The organism is Actinomadura miaoliensis, from assembly GCF_039536785.1.
GTDB lineage: Bacteria > Actinomycetota > Actinomycetes > Streptosporangiales > Streptosporangiaceae > Spirillospora > Spirillospora miaoliensis.
Genome location: NZ_BAAAZG010000020.1, coordinates 170,652 through 186,999, shown reverse-complemented (window position 1 = coordinate 186,999; position 16,348 = coordinate 170,652). Strand labels below are relative to the sequence as shown.

Annotated in this window: 15 protein-coding genes and 1 pseudogene; 11 read left to right on the top strand and 5 right to left on the bottom strand. The window is 74.5% G+C overall.

What is annotated here, in order from left to right; genetic code table 11:
• From ABD811_RS17800 to rimP, 4 genes and pseudogenes are all read right to left on the bottom strand, one after another.
• Nucleotides 1-305, bottom strand: a 305-nt coding sequence (locus ABD811_RS17800) for a translation initiation factor IF-2 N-terminal domain-containing protein (RefSeq protein ID WP_344948487.1), incomplete at its 3' end; no start/stop codon positions are given.
• Between the two features lie 119 nt (nucleotides 306-424).
• Complete coding sequence (locus ABD811_RS17795; protein ID WP_344948484.1) at nucleotides 425-754, bottom strand: YlxR family protein; 330 nt, start codon at nucleotides 752-754, stop codon at nucleotides 425-427.
• Nucleotides 720-1,880, bottom strand: a complete 1,161-nt coding sequence (gene nusA / locus ABD811_RS17790; RefSeq protein WP_344948514.1) for a transcription termination factor NusA — start codon at nucleotides 1,878-1,880, stop codon at nucleotides 720-722. The genes ABD811_RS17795 and nusA overlap by 35 nt, the downstream gene beginning before the upstream one ends.
• A gap of 145 nt (nucleotides 1,881-2,025) precedes the next feature.
• Nucleotides 2,026-2,625: pseudogene (gene rimP, locus ABD811_RS17785) on the bottom strand (ribosome maturation factor RimP); the annotation flags it as partial.
• A 203-nt stretch (nucleotides 2,626-2,828) separates the two neighbouring features.
• On the opposite strand from rimP, the gene ABD811_RS17780 reads away from it, so the two are divergent.
• The 3 genes from ABD811_RS17780 (at nucleotide 2,829) to ABD811_RS17770 (ending at nucleotide 4,336) form a co-directional block, all read left to right on the top strand.
• Nucleotides 2,829-3,407 (top strand): hypothetical protein, encoded by a 579-nt coding sequence (locus ABD811_RS17780; protein WP_344948479.1) that lies wholly within the window; start codon nucleotides 2,829-2,831, stop codon nucleotides 3,405-3,407.
• Nucleotides 3,404-3,880, top strand: coding sequence for a ferritin-like domain-containing protein (locus tag ABD811_RS17775; RefSeq protein ID WP_344948476.1), 477 nt, complete (start codon nucleotides 3,404-3,406; stop codon nucleotides 3,878-3,880). The genes ABD811_RS17780 and ABD811_RS17775 overlap by 4 nt, the downstream gene beginning before the upstream one ends.
• Before the next feature lie 102 nt (nucleotides 3,881-3,982).
• Nucleotides 3,983-4,336, top strand: coding sequence for a hypothetical protein (locus ABD811_RS17770; protein ID WP_344948473.1), 354 nt, complete (start codon nucleotides 3,983-3,985; stop codon nucleotides 4,334-4,336).
• 73 nt (nucleotides 4,337-4,409) lie between these two features.
• On the opposite strand, the gene ABD811_RS17765 is transcribed toward ABD811_RS17770, so the two are convergent.
• Entirely contained in the window at nucleotides 4,410-5,108 is a 699-nt protein-coding gene (locus ABD811_RS17765) for an HAD family hydrolase (protein WP_344948470.1), read from the bottom strand.
• A gap of 143 nt (nucleotides 5,109-5,251) precedes the next feature.
• On the opposite strand from ABD811_RS17765, the gene ABD811_RS17760 reads away from it, so the two are divergent.
• The 8 genes from ABD811_RS17760 to ABD811_RS17725 all read left to right on the top strand — a co-directional run bounded on the left by ABD811_RS17760 (nucleotide 5,252) and on the right by ABD811_RS17725 (nucleotide 16,342).
• On the top strand, nucleotides 5,252-6,421 hold the full coding sequence (locus ABD811_RS17760; RefSeq protein ID WP_344948467.1) for a lysylphosphatidylglycerol synthase transmembrane domain-containing protein: 1,170 nt from the start codon (nucleotides 5,252-5,254) through the stop codon (nucleotides 6,419-6,421).
• 141 nt (nucleotides 6,422-6,562) lie between these two features.
• Nucleotides 6,563-7,642, top strand: coding sequence for an LLM class flavin-dependent oxidoreductase (locus tag ABD811_RS17755; protein WP_344948464.1), 1,080 nt, complete (start codon nucleotides 6,563-6,565; stop codon nucleotides 7,640-7,642).
• Nucleotides 7,639-8,715: a hypothetical protein gene (locus ABD811_RS17750; protein ID WP_344948461.1), complete on the top strand. Its 1,077-nt coding sequence runs from the start codon at nucleotides 7,639-7,641 to the stop codon at nucleotides 8,713-8,715. The genes ABD811_RS17755 and ABD811_RS17750 overlap by 4 nt, the downstream gene beginning before the upstream one ends.
• 81 nt (nucleotides 8,716-8,796) lie before the next feature.
• Entirely contained in the window at nucleotides 8,797-10,419 is a 1,623-nt protein-coding gene (locus ABD811_RS17745; protein WP_344948458.1) for an AMP-binding protein, read from the top strand.
• A gap of 273 nt (nucleotides 10,420-10,692) precedes the next feature.
• Entirely contained in the window at nucleotides 10,693-11,382 is a 690-nt protein-coding gene (locus ABD811_RS17740) for a hypothetical protein (protein ID WP_344948455.1), read from the top strand.
• 15 nt (nucleotides 11,383-11,397) lie between these two features.
• Nucleotides 11,398-13,884: an Hsp70 family protein gene (locus tag ABD811_RS17735; RefSeq protein ID WP_344948452.1), complete on the top strand. Its 2,487-nt coding sequence runs from the start codon at nucleotides 11,398-11,400 to the stop codon at nucleotides 13,882-13,884.
• Nucleotides 13,881-14,825, top strand: coding sequence for an OmpA family protein (locus tag ABD811_RS17730; protein ID WP_344948449.1), 945 nt, complete (start codon nucleotides 13,881-13,883; stop codon nucleotides 14,823-14,825). The genes ABD811_RS17735 and ABD811_RS17730 overlap by 4 nt, the downstream gene beginning before the upstream one ends.
• Nucleotides 14,822-16,342 (top strand): vWA domain-containing protein, encoded by a 1,521-nt coding sequence (locus tag ABD811_RS17725; RefSeq protein WP_344948446.1) that lies wholly within the window; start codon nucleotides 14,822-14,824, stop codon nucleotides 16,340-16,342. Before ABD811_RS17730 ends, ABD811_RS17725 begins: the two co-directional genes overlap by 4 nt.
• Nucleotides 16,343-16,348 lie beyond the last annotated feature (6 nt).

The window sequence follows — 16,348 nt, the reverse complement described above, 5'->3', positions numbered from 1 at the left end:
GCCGCCGGACGCGGCGGCGCGGGACGAGCGCCCTGCGCGCCGGGGGGACCCGGGCGGGGCGCGTTGGGCCGCGGCGCGTCGGGCGCCGAGGGCCTGCGCGGGGCGACCCTGCGGTCGCCCTGCTTGGACGCGTTCTTGCCGGACGCGTTGTCTGAGAAGGCTTCTGTGAGCCTGCGTACGACCGGCGCCTCGATCGTGGAGGACGCCGAACGGACGAACTCGCCCATTTCACGGAGCTTGGCCATGACGACCTTGCTCTCTACACCGAACTCCTTGGCGAGTTCGTAAACCCGGACCTTCGCCACTGCACTCCCTACTCGGTCCGGGGGTGCGGCCTCCGGACCGTCGTTACCTTGCCGTACTCATCGCGGCGTGCTCATCGAGCGCTCATAGCAATCTCGACCTGCTTCCGACTAGACGTCGCTTACCGTTGCCCATCCTGCTGCCGCGCGTCCCGCGCCGCAAGCCGCGCTCGCAGCGCGGAGGTGTCGAGCGGCCCCGCCAGGCGGAAGGCCCGGGGGAACGCCCGACGCCGCTCTGCGAGCTCGAGACATCCGGGATCGGGGTGCAGATGCGCGCCCCGGCCCGGCATCCGCCCACGAGGATCGGGGACGATCACGCCCTCGACCGCCACGAGGCGCAGCAACTCGGACTTGGCCGTGCGAACCCGGCAGCCCACACACGTACGCAGTGGAGCCGCCCGCTCGCGTGACACGAGTCTACCGCGCCGAGGCGTCGGCGGGACCTGTCGCATGCTCTCCTGATGTGGTCGATCCTGATTCGCCGGTTCCGGCCGCCTTCGGGGCTTGTGTCCCCGGGGCTTCGCCGGTGCCTCCGGCCTGCGCCGCGGCACCGGAACGCTCCGTTCCGGACCGCTCGGGCTGCTCGGCCCCGGACCGTTCGGCCCCGGACCGCTCGGCGCCGCCCTGCTCGGTGTCGGAGCGGATGTCGATCCGCCAGCCGGTGAGCCGGGCCGCCAGCCGGGCGTTCTGCCCCTCCTTGCCGATGGCCAGCGAGAGCTGGTAGTCGGGGACGATCACCCGGGCCACCCGGCCGCCCTCGTCCACCACCTCCACGGCCGACACCCGCGCCGGGGACAGCGCGTTGCCCACGAACTCGGCCGGGTCCTCCGACCAGTCCACGATATCGATCTTCTCGCCGTGCAGCTCGTGCATGACGTTGCGGACGCGGCTGCCGAGCGGGCCGATGCACGCCCCCTTGGCGTTCACCCCGGGCTTGCGCGACCGCACCGCGATCTTGGTGCGGTGGCCGGCCTCCCGGGCGATCGCCGCGATCTCCACGGTGCCGTCGGCGATCTCGGGCACCTCCAGGGCGAACAGCTTGCGCACCAGGTTGGGGTGGGTGCGCGACAGCTGCACCGACGGGCCGCGATGGCCCTTGCGGACCTGCACCACGTAGGCGCGGATCCGCTCGCCGTGGTCGTAGGACTCGCCCGGCACCTGCTCCTGCGGGGGCAGGATCGCCTCGATCTTGCCGAGGTCGACCAGGACGTTGCGGGGGTCCTTGCCCTGCTGGATGATGCCGGAGACGATGTCGCCCTCGCGACCGACGTACTCGCCGAACGTCAGCTCGTCCTCGGCGTCGCGCAACCGCTGCAGAATGACCTGCTTGGCGGTCGTCGCCGCTATACGTCCGAAACCGGTCGGGGTGTCGTCGTATTCCCGGACGGCGTTGCCTTCTTCGTCGGTCTCGGTCGCCCAGACCGTGACGTGCCCGGTCTGCCGGTCGAGCTCCACCCGGGCCTTGGGCGCGGCCCCCTCGGTGCGGTGGTAGGCGATCAGCAGGGCGTCTTCGATGGCCTTGACGGCCACGTCGAGCGAGATGTCCTTCTCGCTCTCCAGACTGCGCAGTGCGGTCATGTCGATGTCCACGAGGCTCCCCCCTCTAGTCCGGCTCGGCCGGCGAACGCGTTTCCTCGGCCTCGTCGGCGGAGCCGCGGGGGGCTTTCCTGCCCGCGGGGGAACGATCCCCCGCACCCGCCGGCCCTTCGGGTTCGGACGCGCCGTCCCCGGCGTCGTCGTCCGCCCGCCGGAACTCCACCTGCACCCGGCCGCGCCCCAGCTCCTGGAAGTCGAAACGGCGCCTGGTCACCCCGCCGGACACGGGCCCGCCCCCAGACCCCTTGCCCCGCCTGCCGGTGCCCTTCGCGGAGGAACGCCCCTTGGCGGGGGACGCCCCTCCCGCGCCGTCCGGCTCCTGGGAGGTGACGACGTCGATGACGACCGCCTCGTCGTCAGCGGACACCACCCGGCCCTCGATCTGGCCGCCCGCGGTCAGCGGCGCCACCACCAGCCGCCCGCTGGCGCGCCGCCAGTGCCGCGGCTCGGTGAGCGGACGGTCGACGCCGGGCGAGGTGACCTCCAGCACATAGGGCGCGGTGCCCATCACGTCGTTCTCGTCCAGCAGGTCGGAGGCGCGCCGGCTCAGCTCGGCCACGTCGTCCAGGCTGACCCCGCCGTCGGCGTCCACCACGATGCGCACCAGCCGGCGCCGCCCGGCGGGCCGCACGTCGACCTCCTCCAGGTCGAATCCCGCGTCCGCCACCGCCGGCCCGAGCACCCGGGTCAGCTGCGCCACGGCCTCCTCACGGCTCGGCCCGCTCATGACCGTCCTCCACGCGCGCACGAGACGCCGGCGCGGCCCCGCTGAGCGTTAGGGCCGGACTCCACGCCCATGGGACCTCCAGTTTGTCGTTCTGAAACCGCGGCGTGTCCGTTGACAACTCAAGACTATCGACAGCCGGGCACCTCAGCGCTCTTTCGGACAGGTCACCGGCGCGCCGGATATGGAATGCTTGAGCTGGCCTGATGAGCGGAAGACTCGTCGCGGCCCGTCCTCGCCACACCATCCCGGGGGTCGTCCCCCACGAGGTCTGGGAGACACGTTTGCCCGAGGCCAGCACGGTGTCCCGGCGGGCGGTGCTGGGGGGCACCGCCGGGATCGCCCTTCCCGCGCTGGGCGGCTGCGGCCGCGAGCCCGCCGCGCCCCCCGCGCTCGATCCCGAGCTGACGATCCTGGTCGGCGCGATCGCGGCCGAGCAGGATCTGATCGCGCTGTACGAGGCGGCGCGCGGCGCCCACGCGGACCTGGCGGCACGGATCGACCCCGCCCTGGCCCACCATCGCGAGCATCTGGCCGTGCTGCGCCGCCACTACGTGCCCGGATCCGGCCGGCTCGCGAGCTCGGCGCCGGCTCCCTCGCCCGTGGTGCAGCGCGTCCCCGGCGACCCGTCCGGCGCGCTGGCCGCGCTGCGCCAGGCCGAGAGCCGAGCCGCGGCCGCCCGGGCGGCCGAGGTGGGCCGCGCGGGCCCGGGGCTGGCCCAGCTTTTGGCCAGCATCGGCGCCTGCGAGGCCGGGCACGCCGCGGCATTGGCGGGGTCCGCGTGAGCCGTTCGGTGGACGCCCTGCAGGAGGCGCTGAAGGCCGAGCACGCCGCCGTGTACGGCTACGGGGTGGTGGGCGCCCGGCTGCGCGGCGCGCTGCGCCGGTCGGCCACGGTCCACTGGGACGCCCACCGGCTGCAGCGCGACCGGCTGATGGCGCGGATCTCCCAGCGCGGCGCCCGTCCGGTGGCGGCCGCGCCCGCCTACCGCCTGCCCGTGCGGGTCACCTCGGCGCGTACCGCCGCCGAGCTGGCCGCCGCGCTGGAGGACGGCGTGGTGACCGCGTACGCGGGGCTGGCCGGTGCGCCGGAGGCCGCGCTGCGCACGCTGGCGGCCCGGGCGATGCAGGAGGCGGTGGCCCGTTCGGTGCGCTGGCGGAACGGCGCCGGCCTGCCGCGGGCGAACGGCGCGGCGTTCCCGGGCCTGCCGCCGTCTGCCCTGGCGCCCAGGCAGCGGCCGGGCGCCGAGCCCGGCTGAACGCCGCGGATTGCCGCGGCGACCTTCGGGAACAGTTTCGCCCCGAGTGATCGTTCACCCGGATTGCAGGAGTACTGGGGAGATCGGGGGAGCTTGACCGGTATGACCGTTATTGATCATCGCGACACCCTCGCCGCGAGCCTGGAGGAGCTGCGCGCCGTGTACCGGGCACGCATCGACCAGCTCGCGGCCGAGCGCGACGAGGCCCGGCGCCAGGCGCACCGCGCCAAGGAGGAGGCCTACGTCGCCCGCGCCAACCTGGCCAGCCTGACCGCCCGCGTCCAGGAGCTGCTGGCCGCCGCCGCGCGCCATCTCCCGGACCTCGCCGTCGAAGGCCCGGACGACGTGCCCGCGCTGGAGGGCCGGGCGGGCGAGGAGAGGCGCAGCCTTCCCGCGGGGCCCAAGGCCCTGCCCGCCCCCAAGGCGGACGCCGCGCGCTCGGACGGCTCGCGATAACACCCGCACGGCGGCCGGGCGCACCGGCCGCCGTGGTCTCCCCCACGCGGCATGGGCGTTCGGATCCCCGTGGTCAGGAGTGCCAGGCGTTGATGTGGGAGTGCAGGTCGGGCAGGCGGTGGATGAGGGCGTCGGGCGGGGTCAGGCCGGGACGGGTGAAGGCGTGGGTGGTCTGGTGCCAGATCTGCACGGCGCGCAGGCCGGCGGACTTGGCGCCGTGGATGTCGTCGTAGGGACGGTCGCCGACGAACACGCAGGCGGACGGGTCGTCGACCCCGACGGCGGCCATGGCGGCGCGAAAGGCCTCGGGGTGCGGCTTGGTCCAGGGGATCTCGCTGGTGTAGACGGCGCCGTCGATCAGGTCGAGGACGCCGTCGCGGGCGAAGATGCGCTCGTGCAGGTCGCGTGACCACATCGTGTTGGACAGCACCCCGACCTTGATGCCGCGCTCGCGCAGGGCGGCCAGGACGGCGGGCACGTCGGGATCGGTGCGGGTGTGCGGCGTCCAGACGTCGACGAGGGTGCCGAGCAGGGCCTCGGTGGCCTCCAGCCCGGCCAGGGCGAACACCTCCGCCAGGGTGGCGCTGCGGTGCTCGTCCTCGCCGCGCCGCCACAGCCGCAGTTCGGCCTCGGCGAGCGCGGCGGCCGCGCGCTCGGCCCGCTCGGGCGGCAGGTGGGCGGCGCAGATCCGCCGCCAGATGTCGGCCGGTTCGACGTTGTGCCAGGGGGTGAGGGTCCCGCCCCAATCGAAGATCACCGCTGCTATCGCCATGGCCGGAGGGTAACCGCCGCCTCCGACGGCACGGTGTGGAGATCAAATATCCGGATTTCGTCTGCCTTCAACGGGAATGCTGTCGGCGTCGAAGCGGTTGCCGCAGTCACGGCGGTGTGGGCCTTAGCGGAGGGGAGCGGGTCATGGGCGACGTCGTCACCGCGCCGGCTCCCGCCGCGCGGGAGAGCGCACCGGTCGCGCCGGAGCCGTCGTCGCGGCGGCGCGGGATCTGGGTGCAGCTGGGCGTGCTGGCCCTGACCGTGGGCGCGCTGGCGGCGTTCCGTGATCGGCTTCCCGACTTCGGCGCCATGTGGGGCGCGGCGCGCCGGGCCGAGCCCGGCTGGCTGGCCGTGGTCGTGCTGGCGGCGGCGGGGTCGATGGGCGCGTTCGCGCGGCTGCAGCGGCGGCTGCTGCGCATCGGCGGGCTGCGGATCTCGCTGCGCCGGGCGTTCGCCGTCACCTACGCGGGCAACGCGCTGTCGACCACGCTGCCCGCGGGGCCCGCGCTGAGCGTCGTCTACACCTTCCGGCAGTTCCGGCGCAGCGGCGCCTCGGCGCGGCTGGCCACGGCGGTGATCCTGCTGGGCGGGGTCATCACCACGACCGCGTACACGGTCATCGGCCTGGCGGCTCTGATCGCCGATCCGCGCGCCCGGACGCCGGTGCTGCTGGCACTGGGCGCGGCCGCGGTCCTGGCCGGCACGGTGGCGGTGGCCGCACTGCGGACGGGCGTGCGCGCCCGGATCGTGGCGTTCGGCCGCCGATCCGTCCGCCGGGTGCTCGGGCATCGCCGGATCGCCCCCTACGTCGAACGGCTGTGGGAGGGGCGCCAGGTGCTGCGCCCGTCCCGGCGCGACTGGGCGGCGCTGGTCGTGCTGGCCATGCTGAACTGGGTGTTCGACATCGTGGCCCTGCACGCGGCGGCCCTGGCGGTGGGCGTGGAACTCGCCCCGCAGGCGGTGGTGCTGGCCTACTTCGCCGCGCAGGCGGCGGGCAGCGTGCTGCCGGTCCTGCCGGGCGGGCTGGGCGCGATCGAGAGCAGCATGGCCGGGGCGCTGGTGGCGTTCGGCGCCGCGCTGATCCCCGCCGGCGCGGCCGTGGGCCTCTACCGGCTGGTGTCGTACTGGGGCGTGGTGGCGGTCGGGTGGCTGGCGTGGGTCGTCCTGCACGAGGGGCCGCGCCTGTCGGAGGGCACCCGGCGGCGGCTGGCCGCGCTCGGCGACGCGCTGCTGCGGGGCTGCTCGTCGGTCGTGCTGCTGCTGCCCTACTCGGTCCCGCCGGGCGTGCGCGGCGCCGAGCCCCGCAACGGCTGAGCCCCCTCCAGCACGCCTCCAGCCCCCTCCTCCTTAGCCTTCGCGCCTTGTTGCGATGGTGCCCTGCTGCTAATCTCCCAAGCGAGCGCTTGGTTAAACACTTGGTCACCTGGCGAGCAGAGCATCATCACCGGAGGCTCGATGACGTCCCTACGGGTCAGCCTTGGCTACGAACTTGAGGTGCGCGGGCGTTCCCGCGAGGTCGAACGGCGCGCGTTCGAGAACGTCATGGACCAGGTGGTGCTGGCCGACGGGCTCGGCTTCGACACCGCCTGGTTCGTCGAGCACCACTTCACCCGGGGGTTCTCCCACTCCTCCGCGCCCGACCTGGTGCTGGCCGGGATCTCCCAGCGCACCGAGCGCATCCGGCTCGGCCTCGGCGTGGTGCTGCTGCCGTTCCAGTCGCCGATCCGCACCGCCGAGCGGGTGGCCACGCTGGACGTGATCAGCGGCGGCCGGGTGGAGTTCGGCACCGGACGCGGCGCCTCCCCCCTGGAGTACCAGGCGTTCCAGCGGCCGTTCGAGCAGTCCCGGCGGATCTGGGAGGAGTCGCTGGAGGCCGTCCTGGAGATCTGGAACGCCGACGGGCAGCCGGTCACCCGGTCCGGCGAGTACTTCGAGATCCCGGGCGTCTCGGTGTACCCGCGGCCGGCGCAGGAGCCGCATCCGCCGGTGTGGGTGGCCTCCACCTCGCTGGACGGCTACCTGGCCGCCGCGCGCAAGGGCTACAACCTGCTCGGCATGACGATGCTCAAGGGCCTGAGCGACGTGGCCGACGACATCGCCAAGTACAAGCAGTGCCTGGCCGAGCACGGTTTCGACCCCGCCACCCGCCGCGTCGCGCTCATGATCCCCTGGTACGTCGCGCCCACCCAGCAGGAGGCCGTGGACACCGCCGCCGACCCCGTCCTGTGGTACCTGCGCCGCCAGGTCAACCTCGTCGCCCCGCCCGACTACACCGACGCCCGGCACGCCACCCACCGGGTGCTCGGCCAGCAGGCCGCGGGCATGCCGCCCGACGAGGCCATGGCGGTGCTGCGCGAGGAGACCATGGTCGTCATCGACGACGTCGAGGGCTCCCGCCGGGCCGTCGAGCGCATCCGGGCGGCCGGCGCCACCGACCTCATCCTCCAGGCCCAGGTCGGCGGCCTGGCCCACGAGCACGTCTGCAACTCGATGAAGCTGTTCATGCGCGAGGTCGTCCCGCAGGAGGCGCAGTGAGCTGGCCCACCCGCAGCACCTTCCCGGCCGGACGGTCCGCCGCCGGGCTGCTGTCGGTCTCACCGGAAGGCGAACTGGTCGTCCCGCTGGGCGCCGGCGACCGCGCCGCCGCGCTGGACCTGGCGGCGCAGACCCTGGCGGCGGCGGGCGTCGGCGCGGACGACCGCGTCGTCGTCGCGCTCAACAACGACGGCGAACCGGCCGGGGCTTTGATCGCCGAGGCCGCCGCGCGGGTCGCGGGGGCCGCCGCGTCCGTCGGGCCGCGCGGGCGGATGCGCCTGCACACCGCGCTGGAGAGCGTCGGCGCAACCGCCCTGGTCGCCACCCCGACCGGCGCCATGGACTTCCTCGCGCGGCTGCACCTGGAGTTCCTGCTCGACCCGCTGGACCTGGAGCTGCGGCACATCCTGCTGGTGGGCGAGATCCCGTCCGCCAACGCCGGCGCGCAGCTCGCCGACGAGTTCGACGCCTCGGTGCGGGAGCTGTACGCCGACCCGTTCTTCGGGGTGCCGCTGGCGCAGCGCGCGCCGTCCGCCCCCACGCTGTCCCCCGTCCGCGACGGCCTGCTGGGGCTGGCGCCGCCGGACAAGGACGTGCTCCTGGACGCCCCCTACGGCGAGGGCGTCGCGGAGCTGGTCGTCACGCCGTCCTGGCACGCCACGCTCGGCGGGACGACGCTGCGCACCGGCCACGCGGTGCGGCTGGCGGGCGGCGAGCAGGGCGTGCCCGCGCCCGCGCACACGGTCGGCGAGCACGTGCTGGTCCGCGGCCGCTGGGTGTCCGTGCCCAAGATCGCGGCCGCGCTGGCGCGGATCGACGGGGTCAGCCGGTGGGACCTGCGGATCAGCCGGGACGGCACGCTCGACGCCGCCGCCCTGCACGTGACGTTCAACCGCGACACCCTCGTCGCCAACCCGATGTGGAAGAAGCGGATCGCGCAGGCCCTGTACGCGCTGACCCCGGTCACCGTGGACGTCGTTGTCGAGGAGGAGGTCGCCGAGGAGCGGCGGCCCGGCACCGTCACCGACCTGCGCGGCCACCACCTCGGCCGGGACCGCGCGCAGCTCTCCTAGCCGGTCCACCCCCCGTTCTCCTCCGCCCCACGGCCGCGACCCGCCGCGGGGCGGAGGGGTCCTCTCTCCGGAGGAGGCGCGATGCAGTTGGAACCGGTACCCGCCTGGGGAACGATCCCGCGGATGCTGCGGGACCAGGCCGCCCGGCACGGGGACGTGGAGGTGGTCCGCGCCGGGGACGTCTCCCTGACGCTGTCGGAGCTGGCCGAACGCGCCCGCGCGGTGGCGCGGGGCCTGATCGCGCTGGGCGTCTCCCCCGGCGACCGGGTGGCGGTGTGGGCGCCCAACACCCCCGACTGGGTGGTCGCCGCGTACGGGATCTGGGACGCCGGGGCGATCATCGCGCCGCTGTCGACGCGGTTCCGGGGCATCGAGGCGGGCGAGATGCTCCGCAAGGTGGGCGCCAGGGTGCTGCTGGTCGCCGAGGGTTTCATGGACGTCTCCCAGCTCGGCATGCTGGCCGGCGTCGCCGGGGAGCCGGCGGACGGCCGTCCCTACCGCGACCTGCCCGACCTCGCCCACGTGGTCGTCCTGCCGCCGGCCGGCGCCCCCGCCCGTCCCGGCGTGGCGGCGTGGCGGGAGTTCCTCGCGGACGGCTCGTCGGTGCCGGTGGAGGCGGCCGAGGAGCGGGCCGCCGCCGTCGGCCCGGACGACCTCGCCGAGATCATGGCCACGTCCGGCACCACCGGCGCGCCCAAGGGCGTCATGCTGCACCACGAGCAGCTGCTGCGCGGCTACTGGGACTGGGCCGAGATCGTCACGCTGCGCGAGGGCGACCGGTACCCGGTCATCGCCCCGTTCTCGCACGGCTTCGGCATCAACGCCGGGCTGCTGGCCTGCGTGCTGCGCCGCGCCACCATGATGCCGATCGCGGTGTTCCGGCCGGACGAGCTGATGGATCTGATCGAGCGCAACCGCGTCAGCGTCCTGGCCGGCGCCCCGCCCATGTTCTTCAAGATCCTGGACGAGCTGCCGGGACGGGACGTCTCGTCGCTGCGGGTGGCGATCTGCGGGGCGGCGGCCGTGCCGCCCGAGCTGATCCGCCGCCTGGTCGACCGGGTCGGCCTGGAACGCATGATCAACGCGTACGGGCTGATGGAGGGCACCGTGGTGTCGATGACCCGGCCCGAGGACCCGGTCGAGGTGATCGCGGGCTCCACCGGACGCCCCGTGCCCGGGGTGAGCGTGCGGATCGTCGACGACGACGGCAAGGACCTGCCGCCCGGCGAGCGCGGCGAGATCCTGGTCGGCGGATACGGCGTGATGCGCGGCTACTGGGACGATCCGGCCCGCACGGCCGAGGCGGTCGACGCCGACGGCTGGCTGCACACCGGCGACATCGGCACGCTGGACGAGGCGGGCAACGTGGCGATCGTCGACCGCAAGAAGGAGATGTTCATCGTCTCCGGCTTCAACGCCTACCCCGCCGAGATCGAGGGCCTGCTGCTGCGCTGCCCGCTCGTCGCGCAGGCCGCGGTGATCGGGGTGCCGGACGAGCGGCAGGGCGAGGTCGGCTGGGCCTACGTGGTGCCGCCGCCGGGGACGTCCCCGGACCCCGCGGAGATCATCGCCTGGGCCCGCGCCAACATGTCCAACTACAAGGTGCCGCGCCGGGTGGTGCTGCTGGACGCGCTGCCGGTCAACCCCAACGGCAAGATCGACAAGCCGGCGCTGCACGCCCGTGCCGCCGGAAAGGAGCCCTGACCGGCCGCGGAACGGCCGCGGAACGGTTGCGGAACAGTTGCGGAACGGTGTCCGAACGGAGGCCGGACGACGGGGACACCGGCCCCGGGAAGAGCAATTCGCGGCACCGCACGGCCACCGAATCGCGCAATCACCACCCCCTTTACCAGGCCATTCATTGCGCCGCGCAATGGCGGCGTGGCCGGGGGCGATATTCGCTCTGGACTTCCCCCGCCGGCGACTGCGACAATCGCCTTCCGTCGCGGTGCATCTGAACTGGGGGAACGCGGGAAAATGCGGGCGGGGCGCGTGGTGGCCGACGCCGGAGCCGTGCTCCGGCAGTGGCGGCAGCCCAGGGAATTCCGGATCCGGGCGAGCGCGTGGCCCGCGGACGCACTGGCCGTCCTCGCCGATCTGTCCGCGTCCCGCGACGCCGGCGCCGTACCGCCCGCCGGCCCCGGGCAAAACCGGCCGGAAAACCCGCTGGCGGCCGGGAAAGCCGACGCCGAACCCGCCGCCGAAGCCGCCATCGAAGCCGACACGGAACCCGACACCGGACAGCAGACCGCTACCGCCGCACAAAATCCGGATTCGGACCACGAAACGGTGTCCGAAACGGTGTCCGAAACGGCGCCCGGCCTGCCGGGACGCGCGGTGGCCGACGTGGCGACCAGCATCTGGCGGCTGCGCGGCAAGCTCGCCGAGTCGCCGGTGGAGCCGCCGCGGGCCGTCGTCCGGCATCTGGAGTCGGCGTGGGACGCCCTCGCCGAGGCCGGCGTGCAGGTCCAGGACCATCTGAACGCCCCGTTCGACTCCGGGCTGGCGCTGACCGTGGTGGCCTTCCAGCCGACCCCGGGCCTGTCCCGCGAGCAGGTGGTGGAGACCGTCCGGCCCAGCGTCTACCTGCACGACCGCGTCGTCCAGCGGGGCGAGGTGATCGTCGGCACCCCCGTCCCCTCCGACCAGCCGACCCCCGGACCGTAAGGAACCGCACCGCCGATGACCAGGACCACCATCGACTTCGGCATCGACCTCGGCACCACCAACAGCGCCATCGCCCGGCTGAACGGCGTCGACGCCGAGATCGTCAAGAACAACGACAACGCCGATACCACCCCCTCCGCGGTGATGATCGACCGCCGCGACCGGCTGTACGTCGGCGACATCGCCCGCAAGCGCAGCGAGCAGGACGTCGCCAACACCTGCGTCGAGTTCAAGCTGCGGATGGGCACCACCGGCCAGGACAAGCTGTTCGAGGCCAGCGGGCGGACGCTGTCGCCGGAGGAGATGTCGGCCGAGGTCCTCAAGTCGCTCAAGCGGGACGTGGCGCAGCGCACCGGCGAGGACATCTCCGCCGCCGTCATCACCGTGCCGGCGGCGTTCGACCTGAGCGCCTGCGACGCCACCCGCCGCGCGGCCGCGCTGGCCGGGCTCTCGCACGCCCCGCTGCTGCAGGAGCCCACCGCCGCCGCGCTGGCCTACGGGTTCCAGTCCGCCGCCGACAACGTGTTCTGGCTGGTGTACGACCTGGGCGGCGGCACCTTCGACGCGGCCGTGATCAACGTGCGGGACGGCGAGTTCACCGTCGTCAACCACCGGGGCGACAACTTCCTGGGCGGCAAGCTCATCGACTGGGCGATCGTCGAGGAGCTGCTGATCCCGGCGGTGGCGCGCGAGCACGGGCTGACCGACCTCGGCCGCGGCGAGCCGCGCTGGCTGGGCGCGGTCAACAAGCTCAAGCTGGCCGCCGAGGCCGCCAAGATCCGGCTGTCCCAGGCCGACTCGGTGAACATCTTCGACGAGCTCAAGGACGCCGACGGCCGCGCCTACGAGATCGACGTCGACCTGACGCGCGCCGACGTCGAGCGGCTGGCCGAGCCGTTCATCGTCCGGTCGGTCAACCTGTGCCGCAAGGCGCTGGCCGAGAGCGGGCTGGGCCCCGGCGACATCGAGAAGGTGCTGCTGGTGGGCGGGCCGACGCTGTCGCCGTACCTGCGCGAGCGCCTCGCCGACCCCGCCGAGGGCCTGGGCATCGCCCTGGACCACAGCCAGGACCCGATCACGGCGGTGGCGCGCGGCGCGGCGATCTTCGCGGGCACGCAGCGGCTGGAGGACACCGTCCCGGCCGCGCCGCCGCCCGCCGGCCACTACGCCGTCGAGCTGGAGTACCGCCCGGTCGGCCCCGACACCGAGCCGTTCGTCGGCGGCAGGGTGACCGGCGGCCCCACCGCCGGGCTGTCGATCGAGTTCGTCAACCCCGACGCCAAGCCGGTGTGGCGCAGCGGCAGGATCGAGCTGTCGCCGGACGGCGCGTTCGTCACGACGCTGTGGGCCGAGCGGGGCCGCGCCAACACCTTCCGCATCGAGCTCACCGACGCGACCGGCGCCGCCCGCGAGGCGACGCCCGACGAGCTCACCTACACGGTCGGGGTCGTCGACACCCAGCCGCCGCTCACCCACTCCATCGGCGTGGGCCTGGACGGCAACGAGGTGGAGTGGCTGATCAAGCGCGGCACGCCGCTTCCGGCGCGGCGCCGGATCCTGCTGCGCACCACGGTCGGGATCAGCCGCGGCCAGGGCGAGGGCATGATCCGCATCCCGGTGCTGGAGGGCGAGTACGACCGCGCCGACCGCAACCGCCGCATCGGCCGCCTGGAGGTCTCGCCCGGCCAGGTGCGGCGGGACGTGCCCGAGGGCAGCGAGGTCGACCTGACCATCGTGATCGACGAGTCGCGGCTGGTGGTCGCGCGCGCCTACGTCCCGATCCTGGACGAGGAGTTCGAGCACGCCATCAACCTGCGCACCGAGACCGTCCCCGAGCACGCCGAGCTGGCCCGCGACGCCGAGGCCGAGAAGCGCCGGCTGGCGGCGGCGCGGCGGCTGGCGACCGAGCTGGACGACCCGCCCGCGCTGCGGGTGCTGGCGCGCATCGACGCCGAGAAGATCGTCCAGGACGTGGAGGCGATGGTCGAGGCCGCCCGGGTCGACACCGACGCGGCCGTCACCTGCGGCAAGCGGCTGCTGGACCTCAAGGCCGCCATCGACGAGGTCGAGGACGCGCTGGAGTGGCCGATGCTGGTGCAGGAGGCGCGCGAGGTCGTCCCGGCCGCGCGCGAGATCGTCACCCAGCGCGGGCGCCCGCAGCACCAGCAGCTGCTCACGGCCGCCGAGAACGCGATCCAGGAGGCGATCACGGCGCACGACGCGGTGCTGCTGCGCCAGCGCGTGAACGAGCTGCGCACGCTGGTGATCCAGGTGCTGGACGAGTCCGGCGACCTGCAGTACCTGGCGTTCGACGAGCTGCAGGTGCTGCAGCCGGAGATGCGCGACCCGAACGAGGCCGCCCAGCTGGTCGCCACGGGCCGGCGGGCCGCCGAGACCGGCGACGTCGCCACGCTGCGCCACGTCAACGACCAGCTGCGCGGCATGCTGCCGTCGCCGCCGCCCCCGCCCGACCCGTTCAGCACCGTCCGGCGGGGCCGATGACCGGCACCGCCGCACCCGCCGTGCGGGAGCCGGCGGACGAGCCGCCGGACGGGCCGGGCGCGCTGCTGCGCGCCGCCCGCGAGGTGACGCTCGCCCAGGCCCGGACGCTGGCGCGGCACGGACGCTACGCCGAGGCCGAGGAGCTGCTGCGCGCGACCGACCCGGACGCCGCGACGCTCGACCTGCTGGCCCGCGTCCACGCCCAGCAGGGGAACCTGGACGAGGCCGACCGGTGCTGGGCCGAGGCCGAGCGTCTCGCCCCCGGCACCGCGGAGTTCACCGCGGCGCGGGCGCGCATCGCCGCCATCCGCGGCGGCGGCGCGCGCGGCCCGGTCGCGGCCGGCACGCTGGCGCGCCGCGCGGGCGTGCCGCTGGTGGNGCTGGTCATGCTCGCGCTGCTGGTCGACATCCGGTTCGGCACCGGCGATCCGGAGCCCGCCGCCGCGCCCGTCACCGTCCCGGCGTCCCCGTCGCCGTCCTCGTCGCCGTCCTCCGCCGCCGCCGCGAGCGCGGCGCTGGACGGTCTCGACCTGCGGGTGCCGGGCGTGCGCGCGCGGCGGTCGCCCGGGGAGATCTCGGTGACGTTCCGACGCGGGCTGTTCCGGCGCGACGCGGTGCTGTCGGCCGACGGCCGGGCCGTGCTCGCCGCGCTCGGCGCGCGGCTGCGTCCGGCCGCGGGCCGCCTGGAGGTCGCCGTCATCGGCCACACCGATCCCTCGCCGCTGCGCGCGGGCGGCGACTACGCCGGGAACATGGAACTCGGCATGGCCCGCGCCACGGTCGCCCGCGAGGTGCTGCGCGAGGCGTCCGGCGTGCCCACGGCCCGCATCTCGGTGGCGAGCCTGGGCGGCGCGCTGCCGCCGTACCGCGGCGCCGGCGCGGACGCTGCGGCGCGCAACCGGACGGTGACCGTGCGGATCTCCGCGACCGGCGGGGGGTGAGCGTGTTCTTCGACGAGGTGGGGCCGGAGCTGTACCGCGAGAACGCCTTCCGGATCACGGGGCTGGCGGTGGACGCCACGGCCCGCGACATCCGGCGGCGTTCGGAGGAGCTGCGGCTCAAGGAGCGGCTCGGGGTGTCGCAGGGGGCGGGCGCGACGGTCCTGCCGCTGTCGCCGCCTCCGGACGCGACCGTCACCGACCAGGCCATGCAGCGGCTGCGCGATCCGGCGCGCCGTCTGGAGGACGAGTTCTTCTGGTTCTGGCCGTCCCGCGACGGCGGCCCCGACGAGGCGATCGCCGCGCTGAGACGCGGCGACGCCGACACCGCCGAACGCCTGTGGCAGGAGTCCTCGGCCGACCCGGCGACCGCCGCGCACAACCTGGCGGTGCTGGCCCACCTCCGCGCCCTGGACCGGACGGCCGAGCACGAGCACGGGGACGGGCTCGACCCGGCCGGCCGCGCGCTGTGGGCCAAGGCGTTCACGTACTGGACGAGGGTCGTCGCCGATCCCGCGGTCTGGACCCTGGTGGACACCCGCGTCGGCCAGATCGCCGATCCGCGGCTGACCCCGGAGACCGCGACGCGGATGCGGTCGCGGCTGCCCGCCGCGCTGCTGTCGATCAACGCCCGGCTGGCCGTGCGCGCCGCCCGCGACGGCCGGCACGACGACGCGGCCGCGCACGTGGCGCTGATGCGGCGGTCCGGGTTCGCCACGGCGACGGTCATGGACGTCCTGGCCCGCGCGGTGGAGCCCGACACGGCCCGGCTGCGCTCGCTGGGCGAGAACGCCGAGCGCACCATCGACGCCGACCCGGCCCGCGGCGCCGAGGTGACGGCGCGGTTCCTGGAGCAGGCCACGTCCCTGCTGGGCACGCTGCGCGCGCTGCTGGACGACGACGACCCGGCCATCCAGGGCGCGGGCGACGAGATCGCCTCCCGCGTGCTGCGCTGCCTGGTGCCCTACGCCCGTGCCACCGATGACTGGCCGACCACCACCGGGCTGCTCGAACGGGTGCAGCCGCTGGCGACCACCGGGTCGGTCCGCACGCGCATCGAGGAGAACCTGGCCGCCGCCCGCAGCAACCTGCTGTTCGCGACGTGCTGGTTCTGCAAGACCAACCCCACCGACGAGGCCAGTACCCACGAGCAGAAGATGTGGGGGGACCTGCAGACCGAGTACGTCGGCCCCTACATCCGGTACAACTGGCAGCGGATCGCGATCGGGGTGCCGCGCTGCGCCCGGTGCGCGGCCCGGCACCGGCGGACGATCCGGACGGGCCGGTGGGCGACGCTGCTCCTGCTGGCGGCGGCGGTGCTCACCCTGGTGGTGCTGGACAACAGCCTGGTGCTCGCGATGGTCCTGTTCGGCGTCTGCATGGTGACCTGGTTCGGCAGCCTCCCCGTGTACGGCCTGCCGCGCGGCGCGTTCCAGCAGGTGATGGCGTTCGACCCGGTCCGCGAGCGGATGTCGGCGGGCTGGAAGCTGGGCGAACGGCAGGGCGGGAGCCAGACCTGACCGTGC